Source organism: Acaricomes phytoseiuli DSM 14247 (assembly GCF_000376245.1).
In the GTDB taxonomy this organism is placed as follows: Bacteria; Actinomycetota; Actinomycetes; order Actinomycetales; family Micrococcaceae; genus Renibacterium; species Renibacterium phytoseiuli.
The window spans coordinates 34,019-50,690 of the sequence record NZ_AQXM01000057.1 but is presented as its reverse complement, the minus strand read 5'-3'; the positions used below and the strand labels follow the sequence as shown (position 1 = coordinate 50,690).

The window sequence follows — 16,672 nt, the reverse complement described above, 5'->3', positions numbered from 1 at the left end:
TAAGGTGATCAGACCCAGCTGGGCATCCACATGTGCGAGCGCCACTCCTCGTAGTTGATGACCTCCGCGGTCCAGATGGACATGAAGAAGGCGCTGATCAGTACGGCGAGGATCAGGAACCCGAGGAGGAAGAGCGTACCCTGCTGCCGCCGCCACGGCGGCGCTTCTCGAGGCCCCAGGAGCAGCCCCAGGCAGAACACCAGGGCAAGGATCATGTACGGCGTATAGGCGATGACGTAGAAGAAGAAAATCGTGCGCTCCGGGTACAGCAGCCAGGGCAGGTAGCCGGCGGCCCAGCCGCAGAGAATGGCAGCCGCCCGCCAGTCCCTGCGCAGGATCCAGTATCCGACCAGGAAAAGCAGGGCTGCTGTACCGGACCACCAGATGAGCGGGTTGCCCACCGAGTTGACCACCTGGGCGCAGCGGTCAGCGCTGCAACCGGATGAAGGGTACTGGGCGAAGAACGATGTCGGCCGTCCCATCACCAGCCAGGACCAGGCGTTGGCCGAATACGGGTGCTCCGAGGTGATCGAGACGCCGGAGGTGTACATGGCCTGGTGATAGGCCCAGAGCGAGCGCAGCGAATCCGGCACCCACTCCCAGCCCTGAGCAGGGTTGCTCGCCGCCCAATTTCGGTTATAGGCATCGCTGGAGAGCAGCCAGCCCTTCCAGCTCGCCAGATAGGTCAGGGCCGCCACGGGGACGACACTGAGGAAGGCGAGTGGCGAATCCTTTAGGAAGGCCCCCGTGAACCAGCGCCTGATCCCTGCCTGCCGCCTGGCCGATGCGTCCCAGAGCACGCTCATCAGCCCGAAAGCGGCCAGGAAGAACAACCCGCTCCATTTGGATCCGATGCTCAATCCGAGGCAGACTCCGGCCGCGATCCGCCACCAGCGCAGGCCGAGGAAAGGCCCGTAGAGCATCTTGGCCGCTCTGGCCTCGCCGGTGGCCCCGCTGAGCTGCGCGGATAATCTGCGAGCCAGCCTGCGCCGACCGTCATCGCGGTCTAGCAACAGGGCTCCGAAGGCCAAGAGCGCGAAGAACATCACGTAGTTATCCAGCAATGCGGTCCGGGACATCACGATCGCCTGGCCATCTACGGCCATCAGCAGGCCGGCCGCGATGCCCAGCAGTGTGGACCGGAAGAGCTTCTGCGCGATCAGCGCGACCACGAGCACCGCGATAGTGCCGACCAGGGCTGTGCTGAACCTCCACCCGAAGCTACTCTCCGGTCCGAAAAGCTGCATCCCCGCGGCGATCAGCCATTTGCCGACGGGCGGGTGCACAACATATCCGGGGCCCGGTAGCAGCTCGGAGAAATCCCCGGCGGCGAATTGAGCGTTGGGGTCGCTGCCCCATGCACGTTCATAGCCGCTCACCAGATACGAGTAGGCGTCCTTGACGTAGTAGGTCTCGTCGAAGACCAGGGTGCGGGGTTCACCCAAGCGCCAGAAACGCAGGATGCCGCCGAGAACGGCCGTCAGCAGCGGTCCGAGCCAGAACCAGAGCCGCAGGCCAGGAGGCAATGCGCGGAATCCGGGGCCGCCCACTCCGAGGCGTTTCTGCAAACCGCTCAGACTCAGGGCCTGTTCTGCGCTGCTGAGCCATGCGCCGCGGGCGGTGCGCGGTTTCGCGCCCGCTGCGCCGCGCTCGCGAAGGTCCTGGCTCACCATGCCAATGGTACCGGTGGTACTCAGCACCTCAGCACCTCAGCACCAGCCCGGAAATACTAGGCTAGGGGTATGCGATCCTCCTGGGAGGCCGAATCGGCTGGTCAGATTGTGCTCGGAGCCACGCCCATCGGCAATCCCGGCGATGCTCCGGCGAGGCTGGTCGAGTGGCTGTCCCAGGCCGATATTGTCGCCGCGGAAGACACTCGGAGGCTGCTCAGGCTGACGAAAGCGCTCGGTATACGAATCGAGGGCAAAACGATCAGTTATCACGAGCACAACGAGCTCGCGAAGACCCCAGAGCTCATCGAAGCAGCCCAGGCCGGGGCCACCGTGCTGCTCGTCTCCGATGCCGGGATGCCTTCGGTCTCCGACCCCGGGTACCGGCTCGTCACAGCCGCGATCGATGCCGGCGTCCGGATCACCGCGATCCCCGGAGCCTCTGCCGCGCTCGCGGCCTTGGCGCTTTCCGGCCTGCCCACGGACCGCTTCGCCTTCGAAGGATTCCTGCCCCGTAAAGCCGGAGAGCGGGAGCGCCGGCTTCAGGAGCTGGCGGCAGATCCGCGGACTCTCATCTTCTTCGAAGCCCCGCATCGGCTCGCCGCGATGCTGGCCGCGCTTACCGCGGTGCTGGGTGCGGACCGGCCAGCTGCAGTGGCCCGAGAGCTGACCAAAGAATACGAAGAGGTGCTGCGGGGCGCGCTCGGCGAGCTGGCGGGCTGGGCGGAGGGGGCCGAAGTGCGCGGCGAGATCGCTGTGGTCGTCGGCGCGCAGAGCGCAGCGACGTCCGGGGCGGGCTCGGCCGAGGAGCAGGTGGCACAGGTGCAGCAGCTGATGCAGGACGGTTTGCGGCTCAAGGACGCGGTTGCTGTGGTGGCGGGAAGCAGTGGTACCAGTAAGCGCGAGCTGTATCAGGCGGTGCTCGAGGCCCGGGCCGCGAACACCGCTGAGCCTACTCCCTAGCTGCCATCCGGCTGCTTCTGGCAACTGTTCGTGCACTTGGGGATAAAGGGGAGAAGGGGGATCGGCTGATCCCACGTTGTGCTGGTGCACAATCGGGCTGCGGAGCAGCTGCCGATGAGGCATAGACAGCTCATGGCTCGGAGCAATAGCGTGAAGTGCAAGAGCTCGGTCCGAGGCTCGTCGTTCGTCAAAGGAGCTGGTATCACGATGGCTGTTTCCCCGGAGCGCATTTCCGCGCTGCTTGCTGAAGTCCCGACAGGGCTGCTCATCGACGGCCAGTGGCGTCCGGCGGCCAGCGGTCAGCGCTTCGCGGTGGAGAACCCGGCGACCGGCGAGGTGCTTGTCGAGATCGCTGATGCCGGTGCCGCAGACGCAGCAGCCGCCCTCGATGCCGCCGCAGCGGCGCAGGAGGCCTGGGCCGCGACCGCGCCCCGGGAACGCGGGGAGATCCTGCGGAGGGCTTTCACCGCGGTGACCGACCGCGCCGAGGACTTCGCGCTGCTGATGACCCTCGAGATGGGCAAACCGCTGGCCGAGGCTCGCGGTGAAGTGACTTACGGTTCTGAGTTCCTGCGCTGGTTCTCCGAAGAGGCAGTGCGGGCGTTCGGGCGCTATTCAATAGCTCCGGACGGTAAATCCCGGCTGCTGGTCACGAAGAAACCGGTGGGCCCCTGCCTGCTGATCACGCCCTGGAACTTCCCCTTGGCGATGGCTACCCGGAAGATCGCTCCGGCTGTCGCCGCCGGGTGCACCATGGTTCTCAAACCCGCAGCCCTGACCCCGTTGACCGCCCAGCTCTTCGCCCAGATCATGCTGGATGCGGGCTTGCCCGCCGGAGTGCTCAACGTCATCCCGACGACTACCGCGGGAGCCACCACGGGTGACCTCCTCGTGGATCCCCGCTTGCGCAAGCTCTCCTTCACCGGTTCCACCGAGGTCGGGCGCGCGCTGCTCGCGGACGCCGCCCCCAATATTCTGCGTACCTCCATGGAGCTCGGCGGCAATGCGCCGTTCCTGGTCTTCGAGGATGCGGATATCGATGCCGCCGTGACCGGCGCCATGGCGGCCAAGCTGCGCAATATGGGCGAAGCCTGCACCGCCGCCAACCGTTTTCTGGTGCATGAATCGGTGGCGGAGGAGTTCTCCCGCAAGTTCACCGCCGCGGTGGCTGCCAAGCATACCGGCCCCGGTATCGAGGAGGGCAGCGATATCGGCCCGCTCATCGACGCCAAGAGCCGGGATAAAGTGCATGAACTCGTCTCGGATGCGGTCTCCGCGGGTGCTGTGGCACTGACCGGTGGGGGCCCCGTCGCAGGCCAAGGATACTTCTACCAGCCGACGGTGCTGGGGCAGGTTCCGCAGGACTCCCGGATCCTCCAGGAAGAGATCTTCGGCCCGGTGGCGCCCATCGTGAGTTTCCGGGACGAGGATGAGGCCGTCCGGCTGGCCAATGCCACCGAATACGGCCTCGTCGCCTATGTCTACACCCAGGACCTCAACCGCGGCCTGCGGATGGGCGAGCGCCTGGAGACCGGTATGCTCGGGCTCAACGCCGGTGTGGTCTCCAACCCCGCGGCGCCCTTCGGCGGCGTTAAGCAGTCCGGGTTGGGCCGCGAAGGGGGAGTGGAAGGCATCGAAGAGTACCTCTATACCCAGTACATCGGCATCGCTGATCCGGCGTGAGCTCCCGGCGGCGAAGCCGGTGGTGAACTCGCCGGGCTAGAGTGGCTTTATGAGCACAGGCCCCGGTGAGGATCAGGACAATTCGGCCCCCGAGGTGGCTCCGGCCGCTTACCGGGTAGCGGATGATGCCGGGCAGGGCGTGGCCGGTGCCGCCGGGAGTTCGCAGCAGCGCTCCGGGACGGACGGCAGCGGCAAGCGGCGGAAGCTGGAGTATCCTCCGCTTCCGGAGCCGCTGCCCGTACCGGTGATCGATAATCACACGCATCTGGACTTCAGGGACGGTCTGGTCGAGGTCTCGGTAACCGATGCTTTGGACACTGCCGCGGAGGCGGCAGTGATGGCAGCCGTCCAGGTGGGCTGCGATATCGCTTCCTCGCGCTTCGTCATCGAGGCGGTGGAAACCGATCATCGGCTGCTGGGTGCGGTGGCGATCCACCCCAACGATGCTCCGCGGCTGGTGAGCCGCCAGGGGCGAGCGGCGCTGGAGGAAGCCTTAGCGGAGATCGAGCAGTTGGCCGGCCACCCCCGGGTTCGCGCCATCGGCGAGACCGGGCTGGATTACTTCCGCACCGAGCCGGAATTGCGTTCCGAGCAGCATTTCTCCTTCCGCCGCCATATCGACATCGCGAAGCGGCTCGGCCTGGCCCTGCAGATCCACGACCGTGACGCCCATGACGATGTAGTGCGCATCCTGGAGGAAGAGGGCGCACCGGAGAAAGTCGTCTTCCACTGCTTCTCCGGGGATGCCGGCCTTGCCCGGATCTGTAATGAGCGCGGTTGGTACATGTCCTTTTCTGGCACGGTGACCTTCAAGAACGCGGATCATCTCCGAGCCGCTCTGAGTATCGCCGAACCAGAGCTGCTCCTGGTGGAGACCGATGCCCCGTTCCTCACCCCGCATCCTTTCCGCGGCCGGCCGAATGCGAGCTATCTGCTGCCCCATACCGTCCGCGCCATGGCCCAGCACCGTGCAGCCGATCTCGCCGAGTTCGCCGATTCGCTCCGGCGCAACACCGAAACGGTCTACGGCTCCTGGGCTTAGCTGATGAATTGAGCTGAGTCGGGCTGAGCTGAGTTGAGCTGAAGCGGGTCAGCAGAGAGTCACCGGACGTCATCTTGCCCAGTTCGGACGTTACGGAACAGAGACTGCTTTGGCGCTTAGGTCACGATTCGGTTACATTAGATATTCAATAGCCGGGGTCGGGGAAGGCCTACGGATAACAGCGACCCGAGTGATACCCGGCTGAGGGATCTTGAGTTCTTGCCAGGCTGAGCGGGTGGGCGGCCCTGGCCGTGACGAAGGTGAACGCATGCCCTGCGGTAGCGCGCTTTCCTGCTCTGTGTCTGTAGAGGTTCCGTGCCCGGATGCTCTAGTAGTTACGGATACCTGTGTCACGTTTCTCCTCTTTTCGGTCCGCTCTCGGGGCCACAGTGCGCACCGGAGATGGCAAGCTCAGCTGGCCCAAGCTCACCGGGCAAGCCGTTGTCCTGATCGCGCTGATCGGCGGTCTGGTCGGCTTCGCCGGAGCTAATAAAAACGTCACCCTGATGGTCAACGGTGAGCAGCGTGCGGTTCAGACCTTCGGCGGCACAGTCCAGGACGTGCTGTCCCAGGCCTCGGTGAACGTGGGTGCCTCCGACCAGGTCACTCCAGCGCTCGATACAGCGGTCGCCAATGGCACCGAGATCAAAGTCAGCACGCCCAAAGAGGTTTCCGTGACCCTCGATGGCGCGCAGACCACCGTGCAGACCACCGTCGATCATGTCGGTGATCTGGTTAGCGAACTCGGCGTCTCCGGGAACGTTCAGCTCAGCGCCTCCCAGGAGACGGCGCTCAACGACAAGCTCCAGCAGCTCTCGATCTCCACGGAGAAGCGGGTCGAGGTGATCGCCGACGGACGCAACGTCACCCAGACCACCACCGCATCCACCGTTGACGAGCTGCTCTCCGGTGCCGGCGTGCAGGTCGGCCCGCAGGATGTCACCTCGCTTCCGGGCGGGGCGCCGGTAGTGCCCAATATGGTGGTCAAAGTATCCCGGATGAGCACCGGTGAGGTCAGCACGGTCACCGAAGACGTTCCTTTCAAAACCGAGCAGACCGTCGACCCCGAAGCCTTCAAGGACGAGAAGAAAGTGACCCGTAAGGGCACCCCGGGCAAGCTGGAGAAGAGCTTCGCCGTGGTCAGCATGGACGGCCGTGAGGTGAGCCGGAAACTCACCGGTGAGAAGACGCTCTCCGAGCCGGTGTCCGAGCAAGTCACCGTGGGCGGCAAGGATCGCCCCAAGCCGGAAGCGCCGAAGCCTGCGGAAGCAGCCGGTAGTGCCGGTGGCGCTGCCGCCGGGCTCAACTGGGCTGCGCTCGCCCAGTGCGAATCCACTGGCAATCCGCGGGCCGTCAACCCCGCCGGCTACTACGGCCTCTACCAGTTCTCCCAGAGTACCTGGGCCTCCGTAGGCGGAACCGGCAACCCGATCGACGCTTCGCCCGCCGAGCAGCTCAACCGGGCGCAGATCCTCTACAACAAAGCCGGTGCAGGTCAGTGGGGCTGCGGCGCTAATCTCTTCCGCTAAGGGATATCCGCTGATCTATTGATCCATCAGTGCATCATTGCGACGCCCGTGTCCGAGTTATCGGATGCGGGCGTCGGCTTGTCAGCCGGGTCTATCGGTAGACTGCTGCGGTGACTGAATCCCTGCCCGGTGCCGCCCCTCTCTTCGGTGCGGTGGAAATCCGTCGACTCGCCGCGGAGCTTGGCGTCCGGCCGACTAAAACGCTGGGGCAGAACTTCGTCATCGACGGCAACACGATTCGTCGCATCGTCTCCGCCGCTCGTCTCCGCCCCGAGGAGACGGTGCTGGAGGTCGGCCCCGGTCTGGGCTCGCTGACTCTGGGGCTGCTGGATGTGGCCGCTAAGGTCGTCGCGGTGGAGATCGATCCGGTACTGGCCGCCAGGCTCCCGCAGACCGTGCGCGAGTTCCGCCCGGACCGTACGGCTGCGCTGGAAGTAGTGCAGGCCGATGCCTTGCGGATCACGGAACTGCCGGTAGCCGATCCGGAGCATGAGCCGAGCGCGCTCGTAGCCAATCTCCCGTACAACGTCGCGGTGCCGGTGGTGCTGCACCTGCTGGAGCAGTTTCCGTCCCTGCAGCACGGTCTGGTGATGGTCCAGGACGAGGTTGCGGATCGGCTGGCCAGCGCTCCGGGAGGCCGGGTCTACGGCGTGCCTTCGGTGAAATCCGCATGGTATGGCCGGATGCGCAAGGTGGGGGTGATCGGGAAGAACGTGTTCTGGCCGGCACCCCAGATCGCCTCAGGTCTGGTCGAATTCACCCGGGGGGAGCCGCCCGCGCATGAGAGTCTGCGCGCAGAGGTCTTCGCGGTGATCGATGCCGCCTTCGCACAGCGGCGGAAAACCCTCCGTGCTGCACTCGCCGGCTGGGCCAGCGGGGCGGTGCAGGCCGAGGAACGGCTGCTTCGGGCTGGTGTGGATCCCGGGGCCCGAGGAGAGACCCTGGATATTTCCGCCTTCGCCAGAATCGCTGTGGCAGCCCGGGAGCTGAGTTGAGTACTGGGCCGGGGGCTGGCTTGACGATATGCTCTGAGCGCTACCTGCGGAAACCGCCCCGCATTGACCGAGGATTCTCATACAGTAGGTTAGGGCTATGAAGCAGCCGCGCACTGACCCTCAAAGCACGCAGCCTTCCCCCTCTTCAGAGCATCATCGTTCGCCCAATACGCTGCCGCGCGCTCACCGCAGTGTGCGAGCCAAAGCGCCTGGGAAGATCAACGTCTCTTTCTCGGTGGGGCCGCTCCGCGCTGATGGTTATCACTCTGTGGTCAGTGTCTACCTCGCGGTCTCGCTGTATGAGGAAGTCATCGCTACGGCCACCCCGGAAAGCGGCGTGACTGTCTCGATCCGCCCCCCGGAAGGTCAGCCGCAGCCCACGGATGTGCCTCTCGACGACAATAACCTGGCGGTCCGGGCGGCGAAGCTGCTGGCCGAGATCAGCGAACAATCCACCGGGGTGCATTTGGATATCGTGAAGCAGGTCCCGGTGGCGGGCGGGATGGGCGGCGGGTCCGCCGATGCCGCTGCTGCCCTCCTGGCCTGCGATGCGCTCTGGGGCTCCGGACTGGCCCGGGAGGAGCTGGCTCACCTGGGTGCGGAGCTGGGTGCGGATGTGCCTTTCGCACTGCTTGGCGGAGCGGCGATCGGCGTCGGCGTGGGTGATGAGCTCTCGCCGGTTCTGGCGCCCCAGCCCTTGCACTGGGTGCTCGTGCAGGCGGGGTACGGGTTGGCGACCCCCACCGTCTTCGACATGCTGGACCGGATGCGTGCCGCCGCTGGCAGCGAGCCGGCAGAACCGCAGGGTGTCGACCCGTTAGTCCTCCAGGCACTACGCGATGGCGATGCCGAGGCTCTCGCTCCACTGCTGAGCAATGATCTGCAAGTCGCTGCGGCCAGGCTGGCCCCGCAGCTGAAAGAAGTGCTGGCTCTTGGTGACAGGCTCGGTGCTCTGGCCAGTCTGGTCTCCGGTTCGGGGCCGACGGTGGCGCTGCTGGCCCGGGACCCCGAGCACGCTGAGGATCTGGCCACGCGCGTCGCGCAGGAAGAGCTGGCCGATGGTGCCCGGTGCTGGGCGTATACGGTGCATTCTCCAGCGCACGGCGCGAAAATCGTCACCGATCTCAACCTGTAGCGCGTTGAGGGTGCGCCGAGGCGGAAGCGGCGGAGTTCAGCGGGTGCCGAGTTCTGCTGAGGCAATCGGCGCTTGTTCTTGTGGGACGGTGGCTGTCGGCAGCTGAGCCTGCTTGCGGGCTTGCCGTGCGAAGACGATCAGCAGCGCTGGTAGCGCGAGATCGTAGATGAGCACTGCGCCGATATTGCCGGGCGCGGTATCGTCGTGTGCGAACCACTGGTAGAGATGGCCCAGGGTTGCGCCCCAGAGGAACATCCCGGTGCCGAGCGCGATGGTGATGCGTTCCCGGTACGAGGCGTGAACGGCGCGGAACCCCATGACTGCGAGGCCCAGGTTAGCGAAGGCTATTTCGGTGACGAAGGGTGTGTTCTGGAATCCGATCATCTCGGTCATGATTCCGGGGATGGTAAGGAAGGAAAGGGTCATCCAGAGGCTTCCGCCGCTGAGCGCGACAAGGGCCCACCAGCGGAACCAGATCTCCGCGCTAGCTGGACTGGTGCTGTGCTTACTGCGCCGGCTGCGGGCGTGAATGGCCGCGCCGATCACTGCGATGGCCGGGAAGAACAAAGGAGTGGCTGCTTCAGCGAGGTATGTCGTATCCATGCCTTTCATCTTGCATTGTTAATATTGCATGCGCAAGACTTGAGCTAGAATTAAATTCATGGATGAAGGACTTGCTGATCTGCTGCACCGGGTGGTCTCGCTTCTAGGCGGACATGCGCGTGAGCGCATGCAGGCTCAGGACCAGCTCGGTTACAGTCAGCTGAGGCTGCTTGGCACACTCGAAGAACAAGCGCCGATGACCCAGCATCAGCTCGCCGAAGCACTGGTCGTCTCCGATCCGGCAGTGAGCCGGGCACTCCGGCCGCTCCTCCAGACCGGGTTGGTGTCGATCAATCAGGACCCGGCGCATGGCCGGCGTAAGCTGGTCACGCTCACGGAGGAGGGCTCGCAGGCCTTCCACAACACCGGACGTCCGCTTGCCGATGAACTCAAGCAATCCCTGTTGGAGAGCGGCTTTCCCTATGAGCGCTACCTCGCCGACACCGCGCAGCTGGCCGGGCTACTGGGCGCGGGATCAGTCGATTCCCAGGAGGGGTGAGCAGGGCAGGCCGACTTTGAGTCAGCTGGAGTGCTGGGGTGCTAGGCCGAGGGCTCCAGCTGTTCGGACAGCTCCAGCCAGCGCTCCTCCAATTCGGAGGTCTCGACTTCCGCCGCGCGCAGCTGCTCGGTGAGCGCCTGCAGGCCGGCGAAATCGCTCTGGTCGTGCGCGGCCATCCGTGCGTGCACATCTTTGACATCGCTGCTGAGTTTATTCATGCGGCGCTCGATGGCGGATAGCTCTTTCTGGGCGGTGCGGCGCTCAGCGCCGGAGAGGGTCTCTGCGGTGCTGCTCTGAGCCGGTGAAGCGGCAGTGGCCTGTGCGGAGGTGGGCTGCGCCTGGCGCAGCCGGAGGTACTCATCGACCCCGCCGGGCAGGTGGCGCAGTTGTCCGTCAAAGATCGCGTATTGCTGGTCCGTGACGCGTTCCAGCAGGTAGCGGTCGTGAGAGACGACGATAAGCGTACCGGGCCAGGAGTCCAGCAGGTCCTCCATCGCGGCGAGCATATCCGAGTCCACATCATTGGTCGGCTCATCCAAGGCGATCATATTGGGTTCGCTCAGCAGGAGCAGCAGCAACTGAAGCCTGCGCTTCTGGCCGCCGGAGAGCTCGCTGACCCGTGCGGAGAGGTGCTCCCGCGCGAAGCCGAGGCGCTCCAGCAGCTGTGCCGGGGTGAGATCTTTTCCGTCGATCGTGAAGGTGGTTCGGGTGCGCGCCAGCACCTCGCGTACCCGATCCCCGCCGATCTCGGCAAGTTGCGAGAACTCTTGATCGAGTAGCCCCAGCTGCACCGTTTTGCCCTGCTTGACCCGCCCGGAGGTGGGTTCCAGGGCTCCCGTGAGCAGGCTGAGCAGGGTGGATTTGCCACTGCCGTTCGCGCCCAGAATTCCGGTGCGCTCACCCGGGGCGAGTCGCCAGGTCAGATTCCGCAGGATCTGACGGTCGCCGAAGGTGACGCCAGCCTCTTCAAGATCGACCACGTCCTTGCCGAGCCTGGCCACGGCCATCTGCTGCAGTTCGATGGGGTTCCGGACCGGTGGCACATCGGAGATGAGCTGATTGGCGGCATCGATGCGGAATTTCGGTTTCGACGTCCGGGCCGGGGCGCCGCGGCGCAGCCAAGCGAGCTCTTTGCGCATCAGATTTTGTCGCTTCTGCTCGGTGGCCGCATTGATCCGGTCCCGTTCGACCCGCTGGAGTACATAGGCGGCGTAACCGCCTTCGAAGGCCTCGACGATGCCGTCGTGCACCTCCCAGGTCTCCGTGCAGACCTCGTCGAGGAACCAGCGGTCGTGGGTGATGACCAGCAGCCCACCGGCGTTCTTAGCCCAGCGGTTCTTGAGATGGCCCGCGAGCCAGGCGATGCCTTCGACATCGAGGTGGTTCGTGGGCTCATCGAGGGCGATCAGGTCCCAGTCGCCGATGAGCAAGGCGGCGAGGGCGACTCGTCGTCGCTGTCCGCCGGAGAGCTCTCCGATCCGCGCGTTCCAGGGTACATCGGCGGCCAGGCCGCTGATCACATCGCGGATGGCAGGATCGCTCGCCCATTCGTGCTCGGGCCGGTCTCCTACGATGGAGAATCCCACTGTCGCCTCAGCATCCAGGTCATCGCGCTGGGTCAGGACGCCGAAGCGCACATCCCCGCGGCGGGTGACCCTTCCGGATTGCGGTTCGATGGTTCCGGCGAGCATCCCGAGCAGGCTGGACTTGCCGTCGCCGTTCCGGCCGACGATGCCGATCCGGTCGCCTTCCTCGATCCCTATCGACACCGAATCGAAGACGACCCGCGTGGGGTATTCCAGGTGAAGAGCTTCTGCCCCGAGGAGATGTGCCATGTCCTGATCATTCTACTTCCCCGCTGATCCCTCGCTGATCCCCCCGACCGGTCAGGTACGGAGGGTTGCGCGGCTTCTAATCCGCCGTACCTGACCGCTCAGCCCGTCGGAAAAGGAGCAGGTAGAGGGTTCCGCTGACCAGGAAGCCGAAGATCCAGGCGACATCGACGTAACCGAGGGCCGGGGCCAGCGGCCCGTTGTATAGAGGGGTGACTAGGAATGGCAGCTGGGATAGCAGCCCGATGGCATAGGTCGTCAGCCCGATAGCATTCCAGCGGCCGTAGCGTCCGCCGTCGCGCTGGAACAACTCGCCTACGGCGTAGTCTCCTCTGCGGGTGATGAAGTAGTCCACGAGATTGATAGCAGATCAGGGGATCAGCAGGTAGAGCAGGATGCTGACGAAATTCTGGAACATCGTCACGAAGTCGCTCTCGCCGGCGAGAGCGACTGCCGTAGCGATGAGGCCGCAGAGGATCGTGGTGATCACCCGGACCCGTGAAGTGGTCGTGACTCGCCGGAACGTCGAATTGACCGTAGTGAGCGCGCACATCACCCCGGAGTAAAGAGCGGCGGCATTGATCATGGCCGAGCTGAAGGCGAAGACGAGAAGCCCGATGACTCCGAAGGGCCCCAGGAGTGCCGAAAGTGCGTTCAGCGGGTGATCCGGGTCTGCGGAGCCCAGGAGCACGCCCAGACTCATAACGAAGACAGAGCTGAGAGTCAGGCCCAAGTAGGTGACCCAGAAGGCTTGCCGGGGCCCGGTACGCACCGGCAGGTACCGAGAGTAGTCAGAAACATAGGGCGCATAGGCCAGCTGCCAGACCACGCCCATGGCCAGCATCCCGAAGAAGCCTTCGAGCGTGAAGCCGGCAGCCGGTGCGGTTTGGGTCGCTGCCGGCTGAAGCCACAACAGGATCATCGAAACCACGACGATCACTGCCACGATCACCGATAGCGCCATCATGGCTCTGCGCAGCAGATCGTAGCCGTAAGCGGTGATGGCGATGCCTATTGCCGCGAAGACGATGAGGACAACCGTAGAGTTCAGATCCGGCAAGACAGCTAGGAGACTATCCTTCGCGACCACCAGGATGCTGGCGAAGAAGCCCAGGAACATCATCAAGGCGATGAACGCCAGGATCGTGCCTCCGTAGAAGCCGAACTGGGCACGTGCCTGGAGCATCTGCGGCACGCCGAGGCGCGGCCCCTGGGAGGAGTGCAGAGCGGCGGCAAAAGCGCCAATCACATTCCCGGCGAGAATCGCGGCGATGCTCCAGCCGATAGACAGCCCGAAGGTCGCGGTGGCGATCGCCCCGGTGACTACGGTGAGCGGCATCATGTTGAGACTCACCCAGATCGCCAGGAGTGAGGGCGCGGAACTCGTCCGCTCGTGTTCCGGGATCGGCAGGATGTGCCTGGTCTCGAAGACGATGAGCGACTGCGTTGTGGGCGATGGATGAGCCGTGCTGGTCATAGACCCCTCTCCAGCAGCGCCCGAGGCCCCGGCCGCTTCTTTGCATTGAATCTATAATCGGCGTTTACCACCCATCTGTTAACTTCATAAATCAGAAACATTAGATCAAAAAATTTGATTTTCTTCTGGTCTTGAGCGTTGGAACAGGAACGCCGGCTAGACGGATCAGCCCCGTGAGCATCCCGGACTTCAGAATCTGGCTAAATGATCCACTGCACCGCGATCGTTTATTGGCGCAACCGGTGCCGATGCGATGTACTCCTGGTACCCGGGGAGGTACCAGCCGACCCGGTTGAAGCTGGGAGGAGCAGCAAGTGACCACCGTTGTTACCGAAATCGAAGGGCAGAGCCATCCGCTCAACCCGCTCAGTGCTGAAGAGATCGCGGCGGTGCGCGACCACCTGACCGCTGCAGGTCGGCTGACGGAGACCGTGCGGGTCACTTATCTATCGCTTAAGGAACCGGCCAAGAACGAGATGCGGCGTCTGCGCGAGGGCGGTGCGGCCCCAGCGCGCCAGGCTCGTGCGGTCCTGTTGGATATCACCACGGGTGAAACTTGGGACGTCCTGGTGGATCTCAGTCACCGGGTGACCGTTGCCGAGACCCTGGTCGACCCGGAACTGGTAGGCCAGGCCCCGATACTTCTCGAGGAATTCGACGTTCTTGAAGAGGTGCTGGCGGCAGATCCTGATTGGGCTGAGGCGTTGGCCACGCGAGGGCTGACGCCGGGTCAGGTCCGGATCGCGCCGTTATAGGCAGGGGTGTTCGACTATGAAGGTGAAACAGGACGCCGGCTCTTGCGCGGCCTGGCTTTCGTACAGAAGCAGCCTGGAGAATACGCCTGGGGGAACCCGATGGATCAGCTCGTAGCCTTCGTGGATGTCATCGAGCGCTGCGTGGTGCGGATCATTGACGATGGCCCCACGGCGGACCCGATCACCGATGGGAACTACGAGCGTCCGGAACTCACCGGACCGTTGCGCACGGACCTCAAACCGCTGCAGATCATCCAGCCGGAAGGCCCGAGCTTCACGCTCGACGGCAATGTGCTGCGGTGGCAGAACTGGGATCTTCATGTCGGCTTCGATTCCAGAGAAGGCTTGATTCTCGGCGATATCGGTTTCGAAGACGCTGGCCGCCGGAGGCCGATCATCGACCGGGCTTCTATCGCGGAAATGGTGGTTCCTTATGGGGATCCGGCTCCGTACCGCTCCTGGCAGAACTACTTTGACACCGGCGAGTATCTCGTGGGCAGGGACGCAAATTCCCTGGAACTCGGCTGCGACTGCTTGGGGGAGATCACCTACCTCTCACCGGTTGTCGCCGACGCTTTCGGCAACCCCCGGGTGATCGACCAGGCGATCTGCATTCACGAAGAAGACTACGGGGTGCTCTGGAAGCACACCGATGACTGGGCTCAGCACCAGGCTTCCCGGCGGCAGCGCCGATTGGTCGTCAGTTTCTTCACCACGGTCGGCAATTACGACTACGGGTTCTACTGGTACTTCTATCTGGACGGAACCATCCAATTCGAGGCGAAGGCGACAAGGATCGTCTTCACCACACGGTATCCGGGCCCTGACTACCCCTATGCATCACAGATCGCGCCGGGACTCGCGGCCCCGTATCATCAGCATTTGTTCTGCGCGAGGCTGGATATGGCCGTGGACGGCGCGCGCAACACTGTGCACGAGCGCGATCTCAAGCGTCTGCCGCGGAGCGAGCAGAATCCGCACGGGAACGCTTTCTCGCGGACCCGGGAGGTCATCTGCCGCGAATCGCAGGGCCAGCGTGTGGCCGATGGTACAGTCGGCAGAGTCTGGGAGATTGTCAACAGCGGCACTAAGAACCGGGTGGGGGAACCGGTGGCCTATACGCTCTTCCCGGAAGGTCAGCCCACCCTCGCGGCGGCTGCTGACTCCTCCATCAGCCGCAGGGCTGCTTTCGCCACTAAGCATCTGTGGGTGACGCGTTTCGCCGAGGGGGAGCGCTATCCGTGCGGTGATTTCGTGAATCAGAGCATTGGAACCCCGGGGCTGCCGGAATTCGTCCGGGCTGACCGAGGGGTCGAAGATGAGGACATCGTGCTCTGGCACAGTTTCGGGCTGACGCATTTTCCGCGGACTGAGGACTGGCCGATCATGCCTGTCGACTACACCGGCTTCACGCTCAAACCGACCGGCTTCTTCGATCAGAACCCGACGCTCGACGTGCCTCCGTCGGAACGGCCCGATCACGCTGGGGAAGCCGGGGAATCTGCCTGTCAGTGCTGACCCTGTCGGGGTTAACCGGCGCTGGGGGCGAATATCGCGCGGGCGATGGCTCCGATCACCTTGGTCCGGGCTGTCGGCCGCACCTTGGTGACGCGGACGAACCCCACGTTCAGTGCGGAGACCGCTCCGGCAATGGGTATCGCGCGCAGCTCCCCGCCCCCGTAGGTGGTCGGCGATGCAGGGGCATGATTGAGAATGGAGTACCCCTGCCCACGGGCTACGAGCGAGCGCACTGTCTCATAGCTGCGTGATGAGTAGCGGATATTCGGCTCCACTCCGGCGTTCTTGAGCATGTCGAGGAAGTATTCGCGGGACTGCGGCAGGTCCAGGAGCACTAGGTCCTGGCCGGCCAAAGCTTCCAACTCGAGTTCTTCACGACGAGCCAGCGGGTGGTCCGCTGCGAGGATGATTTTCGGGGGTGCGGTATACAGCTTTTCGAAGGCGAGGTCGTGGATAGTCTCGAAGTCATAGGCGATGGCCGCCTCTACCGAGCCGTCAAGGAGTAGGCGGGTGGTGCCTTCGATATCGGCTTCGATGACTTCGATACGCAGTTCCGGATGCTCTGCTTCGACGCGCGAGACCAGCTCGGGCAGCACGAATGGTGCCAAGGTGACGAAGCACGCCAGGCGCAGCGTGCCTCTGACTTCGTGGTGCTGCCCGCGGACGGCGTCGGAGATCTCATCGACTTGGGCCAGTAGGGATTGGGCGTCCCGCAGCAGCTGCTCGCCGGCGTCGGTGAGGGCGAGCCCTTTGCTGCGCTGCCGGACGAAAAGCTGCACTCCAAGAGATTTCTCCAGCTGCGCGATGGCGGTTGAGACCGCAGACTGCGCTACATAGAGATCCGCTGCCGCTTCGGTCATCGAGCGGTGAATGGCTGCGGTGATGAAGTAGCGCAGTTGAACTAGGGTCATATCGGGGCGAGCAAGGCGTCTCACCTCAGATATGGTATCAACCTTTTTGATGCAACCCTT

The 16,672-nt window shown here is 64.2% G+C and carries 13 protein-coding genes and 1 pseudogene; 9 read left to right on the top strand and 5 right to left on the bottom strand.

Annotated features, from left to right (window positions below; translation table 11 throughout):
- Window positions 1–8: 8 nt before the first annotated feature.
- Window positions 9–1,700, bottom strand: coding sequence for a dolichyl-phosphate-mannose--protein mannosyltransferase (locus tag C501_RS0106950; RefSeq protein WP_342662527.1), 1,692 nt, complete (start codon window positions 1,698–1,700; stop codon window positions 9–11).
- Between the two features lie 42 nt (window positions 1,701–1,742).
- Between C501_RS0106950 and rsmI the strand changes: the two genes are divergently transcribed.
- From rsmI to C501_RS0106920, 6 genes are all read left to right on the top strand, one after another.
- Window positions 1,743–2,633, top strand: a complete 891-nt coding sequence (gene rsmI, locus C501_RS0106945; RefSeq protein ID WP_018134908.1) for a 16S rRNA (cytidine(1402)-2'-O)-methyltransferase — start codon at window positions 1,743–1,745, stop codon at window positions 2,631–2,633.
- A 207-nt stretch (window positions 2,634–2,840) separates the two neighbouring features.
- On the top strand, window positions 2,841–4,316 hold the full coding sequence (locus C501_RS0106940) for an NAD-dependent succinate-semialdehyde dehydrogenase (protein ID WP_156807679.1): 1,476 nt from the start codon (window positions 2,841–2,843) through the stop codon (window positions 4,314–4,316).
- A gap of 49 nt (window positions 4,317–4,365) precedes the next feature.
- The gene (locus C501_RS0106935) at window positions 4,366–5,358 is read left to right on the top strand and encodes a TatD family hydrolase (protein WP_018134906.1); all 993 of its coding nucleotides are present in this window, start codon (window positions 4,366–4,368) and stop codon (window positions 5,356–5,358) included.
- A 347-nt stretch (window positions 5,359–5,705) separates the two neighbouring features.
- Window positions 5,706–6,887 carry a resuscitation-promoting factor gene (locus C501_RS0106930; RefSeq protein ID WP_018134905.1) on the top strand — a complete coding sequence of 394 codons (1,182 nt, stop codon included), beginning with the start codon at window positions 5,706–5,708 and terminating at the stop codon, window positions 6,885–6,887.
- Between the two features lie 110 nt (window positions 6,888–6,997).
- A complete protein-coding gene (gene rsmA, locus C501_RS0106925) occupies window positions 6,998–7,882 on the top strand; it encodes a 16S rRNA (adenine(1518)-N(6)/adenine(1519)-N(6))-dimethyltransferase RsmA (RefSeq protein WP_018134904.1) in 885 nt (294 codons plus the stop codon).
- A gap of 97 nt (window positions 7,883–7,979) precedes the next feature.
- Window positions 7,980–9,017, top strand: a complete 1,038-nt coding sequence (locus C501_RS0106920) for a 4-(cytidine 5'-diphospho)-2-C-methyl-D-erythritol kinase (RefSeq protein ID WP_051064489.1) — start codon at window positions 7,980–7,982, stop codon at window positions 9,015–9,017.
- Between the two features lie 36 nt (window positions 9,018–9,053).
- Here the strand turns inward: C501_RS0106920 and C501_RS12770 are convergent, their stop codons facing one another.
- On the bottom strand, window positions 9,054–9,629 hold the full coding sequence (locus C501_RS12770) for a DUF6790 family protein (protein WP_211206355.1): 576 nt from the start codon (window positions 9,627–9,629) through the stop codon (window positions 9,054–9,056).
- Window positions 9,630–9,678: 49 nt separating this feature from the next.
- On the opposite strand from C501_RS12770, the gene C501_RS0106910 reads away from it, so the two are divergent.
- On the top strand, window positions 9,679–10,119 hold the full coding sequence (locus C501_RS0106910) for a MarR family winged helix-turn-helix transcriptional regulator (protein WP_018134901.1): 441 nt from the start codon (window positions 9,679–9,681) through the stop codon (window positions 10,117–10,119).
- Between the two features lie 41 nt (window positions 10,120–10,160).
- Here C501_RS0106910 and C501_RS0106905 read toward each other — a convergent pair whose 3' ends face one another.
- Both C501_RS0106905 and C501_RS12765 read right to left on the bottom strand, forming a co-directional pair.
- On the bottom strand, window positions 10,161–11,954 hold the full coding sequence (locus C501_RS0106905; RefSeq protein WP_018134900.1) for an ABC-F family ATP-binding cassette domain-containing protein: 1,794 nt from the start codon (window positions 11,952–11,954) through the stop codon (window positions 10,161–10,163).
- A 76-nt stretch (window positions 11,955–12,030) separates the two neighbouring features.
- Window positions 12,031–13,428, bottom strand: a pseudogene (locus tag C501_RS12765) (purine-cytosine permease family protein).
- Between the two features lie 314 nt (window positions 13,429–13,742).
- Between C501_RS12765 and C501_RS14865 the strand changes: the two are divergent.
- On the top strand, window positions 13,743–14,183 hold the full coding sequence (locus C501_RS14865) for a hypothetical protein (RefSeq protein WP_018134897.1): 441 nt from the start codon (window positions 13,743–13,745) through the stop codon (window positions 14,181–14,183).
- A 6-nt stretch (window positions 14,184–14,189) separates the two neighbouring features.
- Complete coding sequence (locus C501_RS12760; RefSeq protein WP_018134896.1) at window positions 14,190–15,701, top strand: primary-amine oxidase; 1,512 nt, start codon at window positions 14,190–14,192, stop codon at window positions 15,699–15,701.
- An 11-nt stretch (window positions 15,702–15,712) separates the two neighbouring features.
- Here the strand turns inward: C501_RS12760 and C501_RS0106885 are convergent, their stop codons facing one another.
- On the bottom strand, window positions 15,713–16,636 hold the full coding sequence (locus C501_RS0106885; RefSeq protein WP_026174699.1) for a LysR family transcriptional regulator: 924 nt from the start codon (window positions 16,634–16,636) through the stop codon (window positions 15,713–15,715).
- Between the last annotated feature and the right edge of the window lie 36 nt (window positions 16,637–16,672).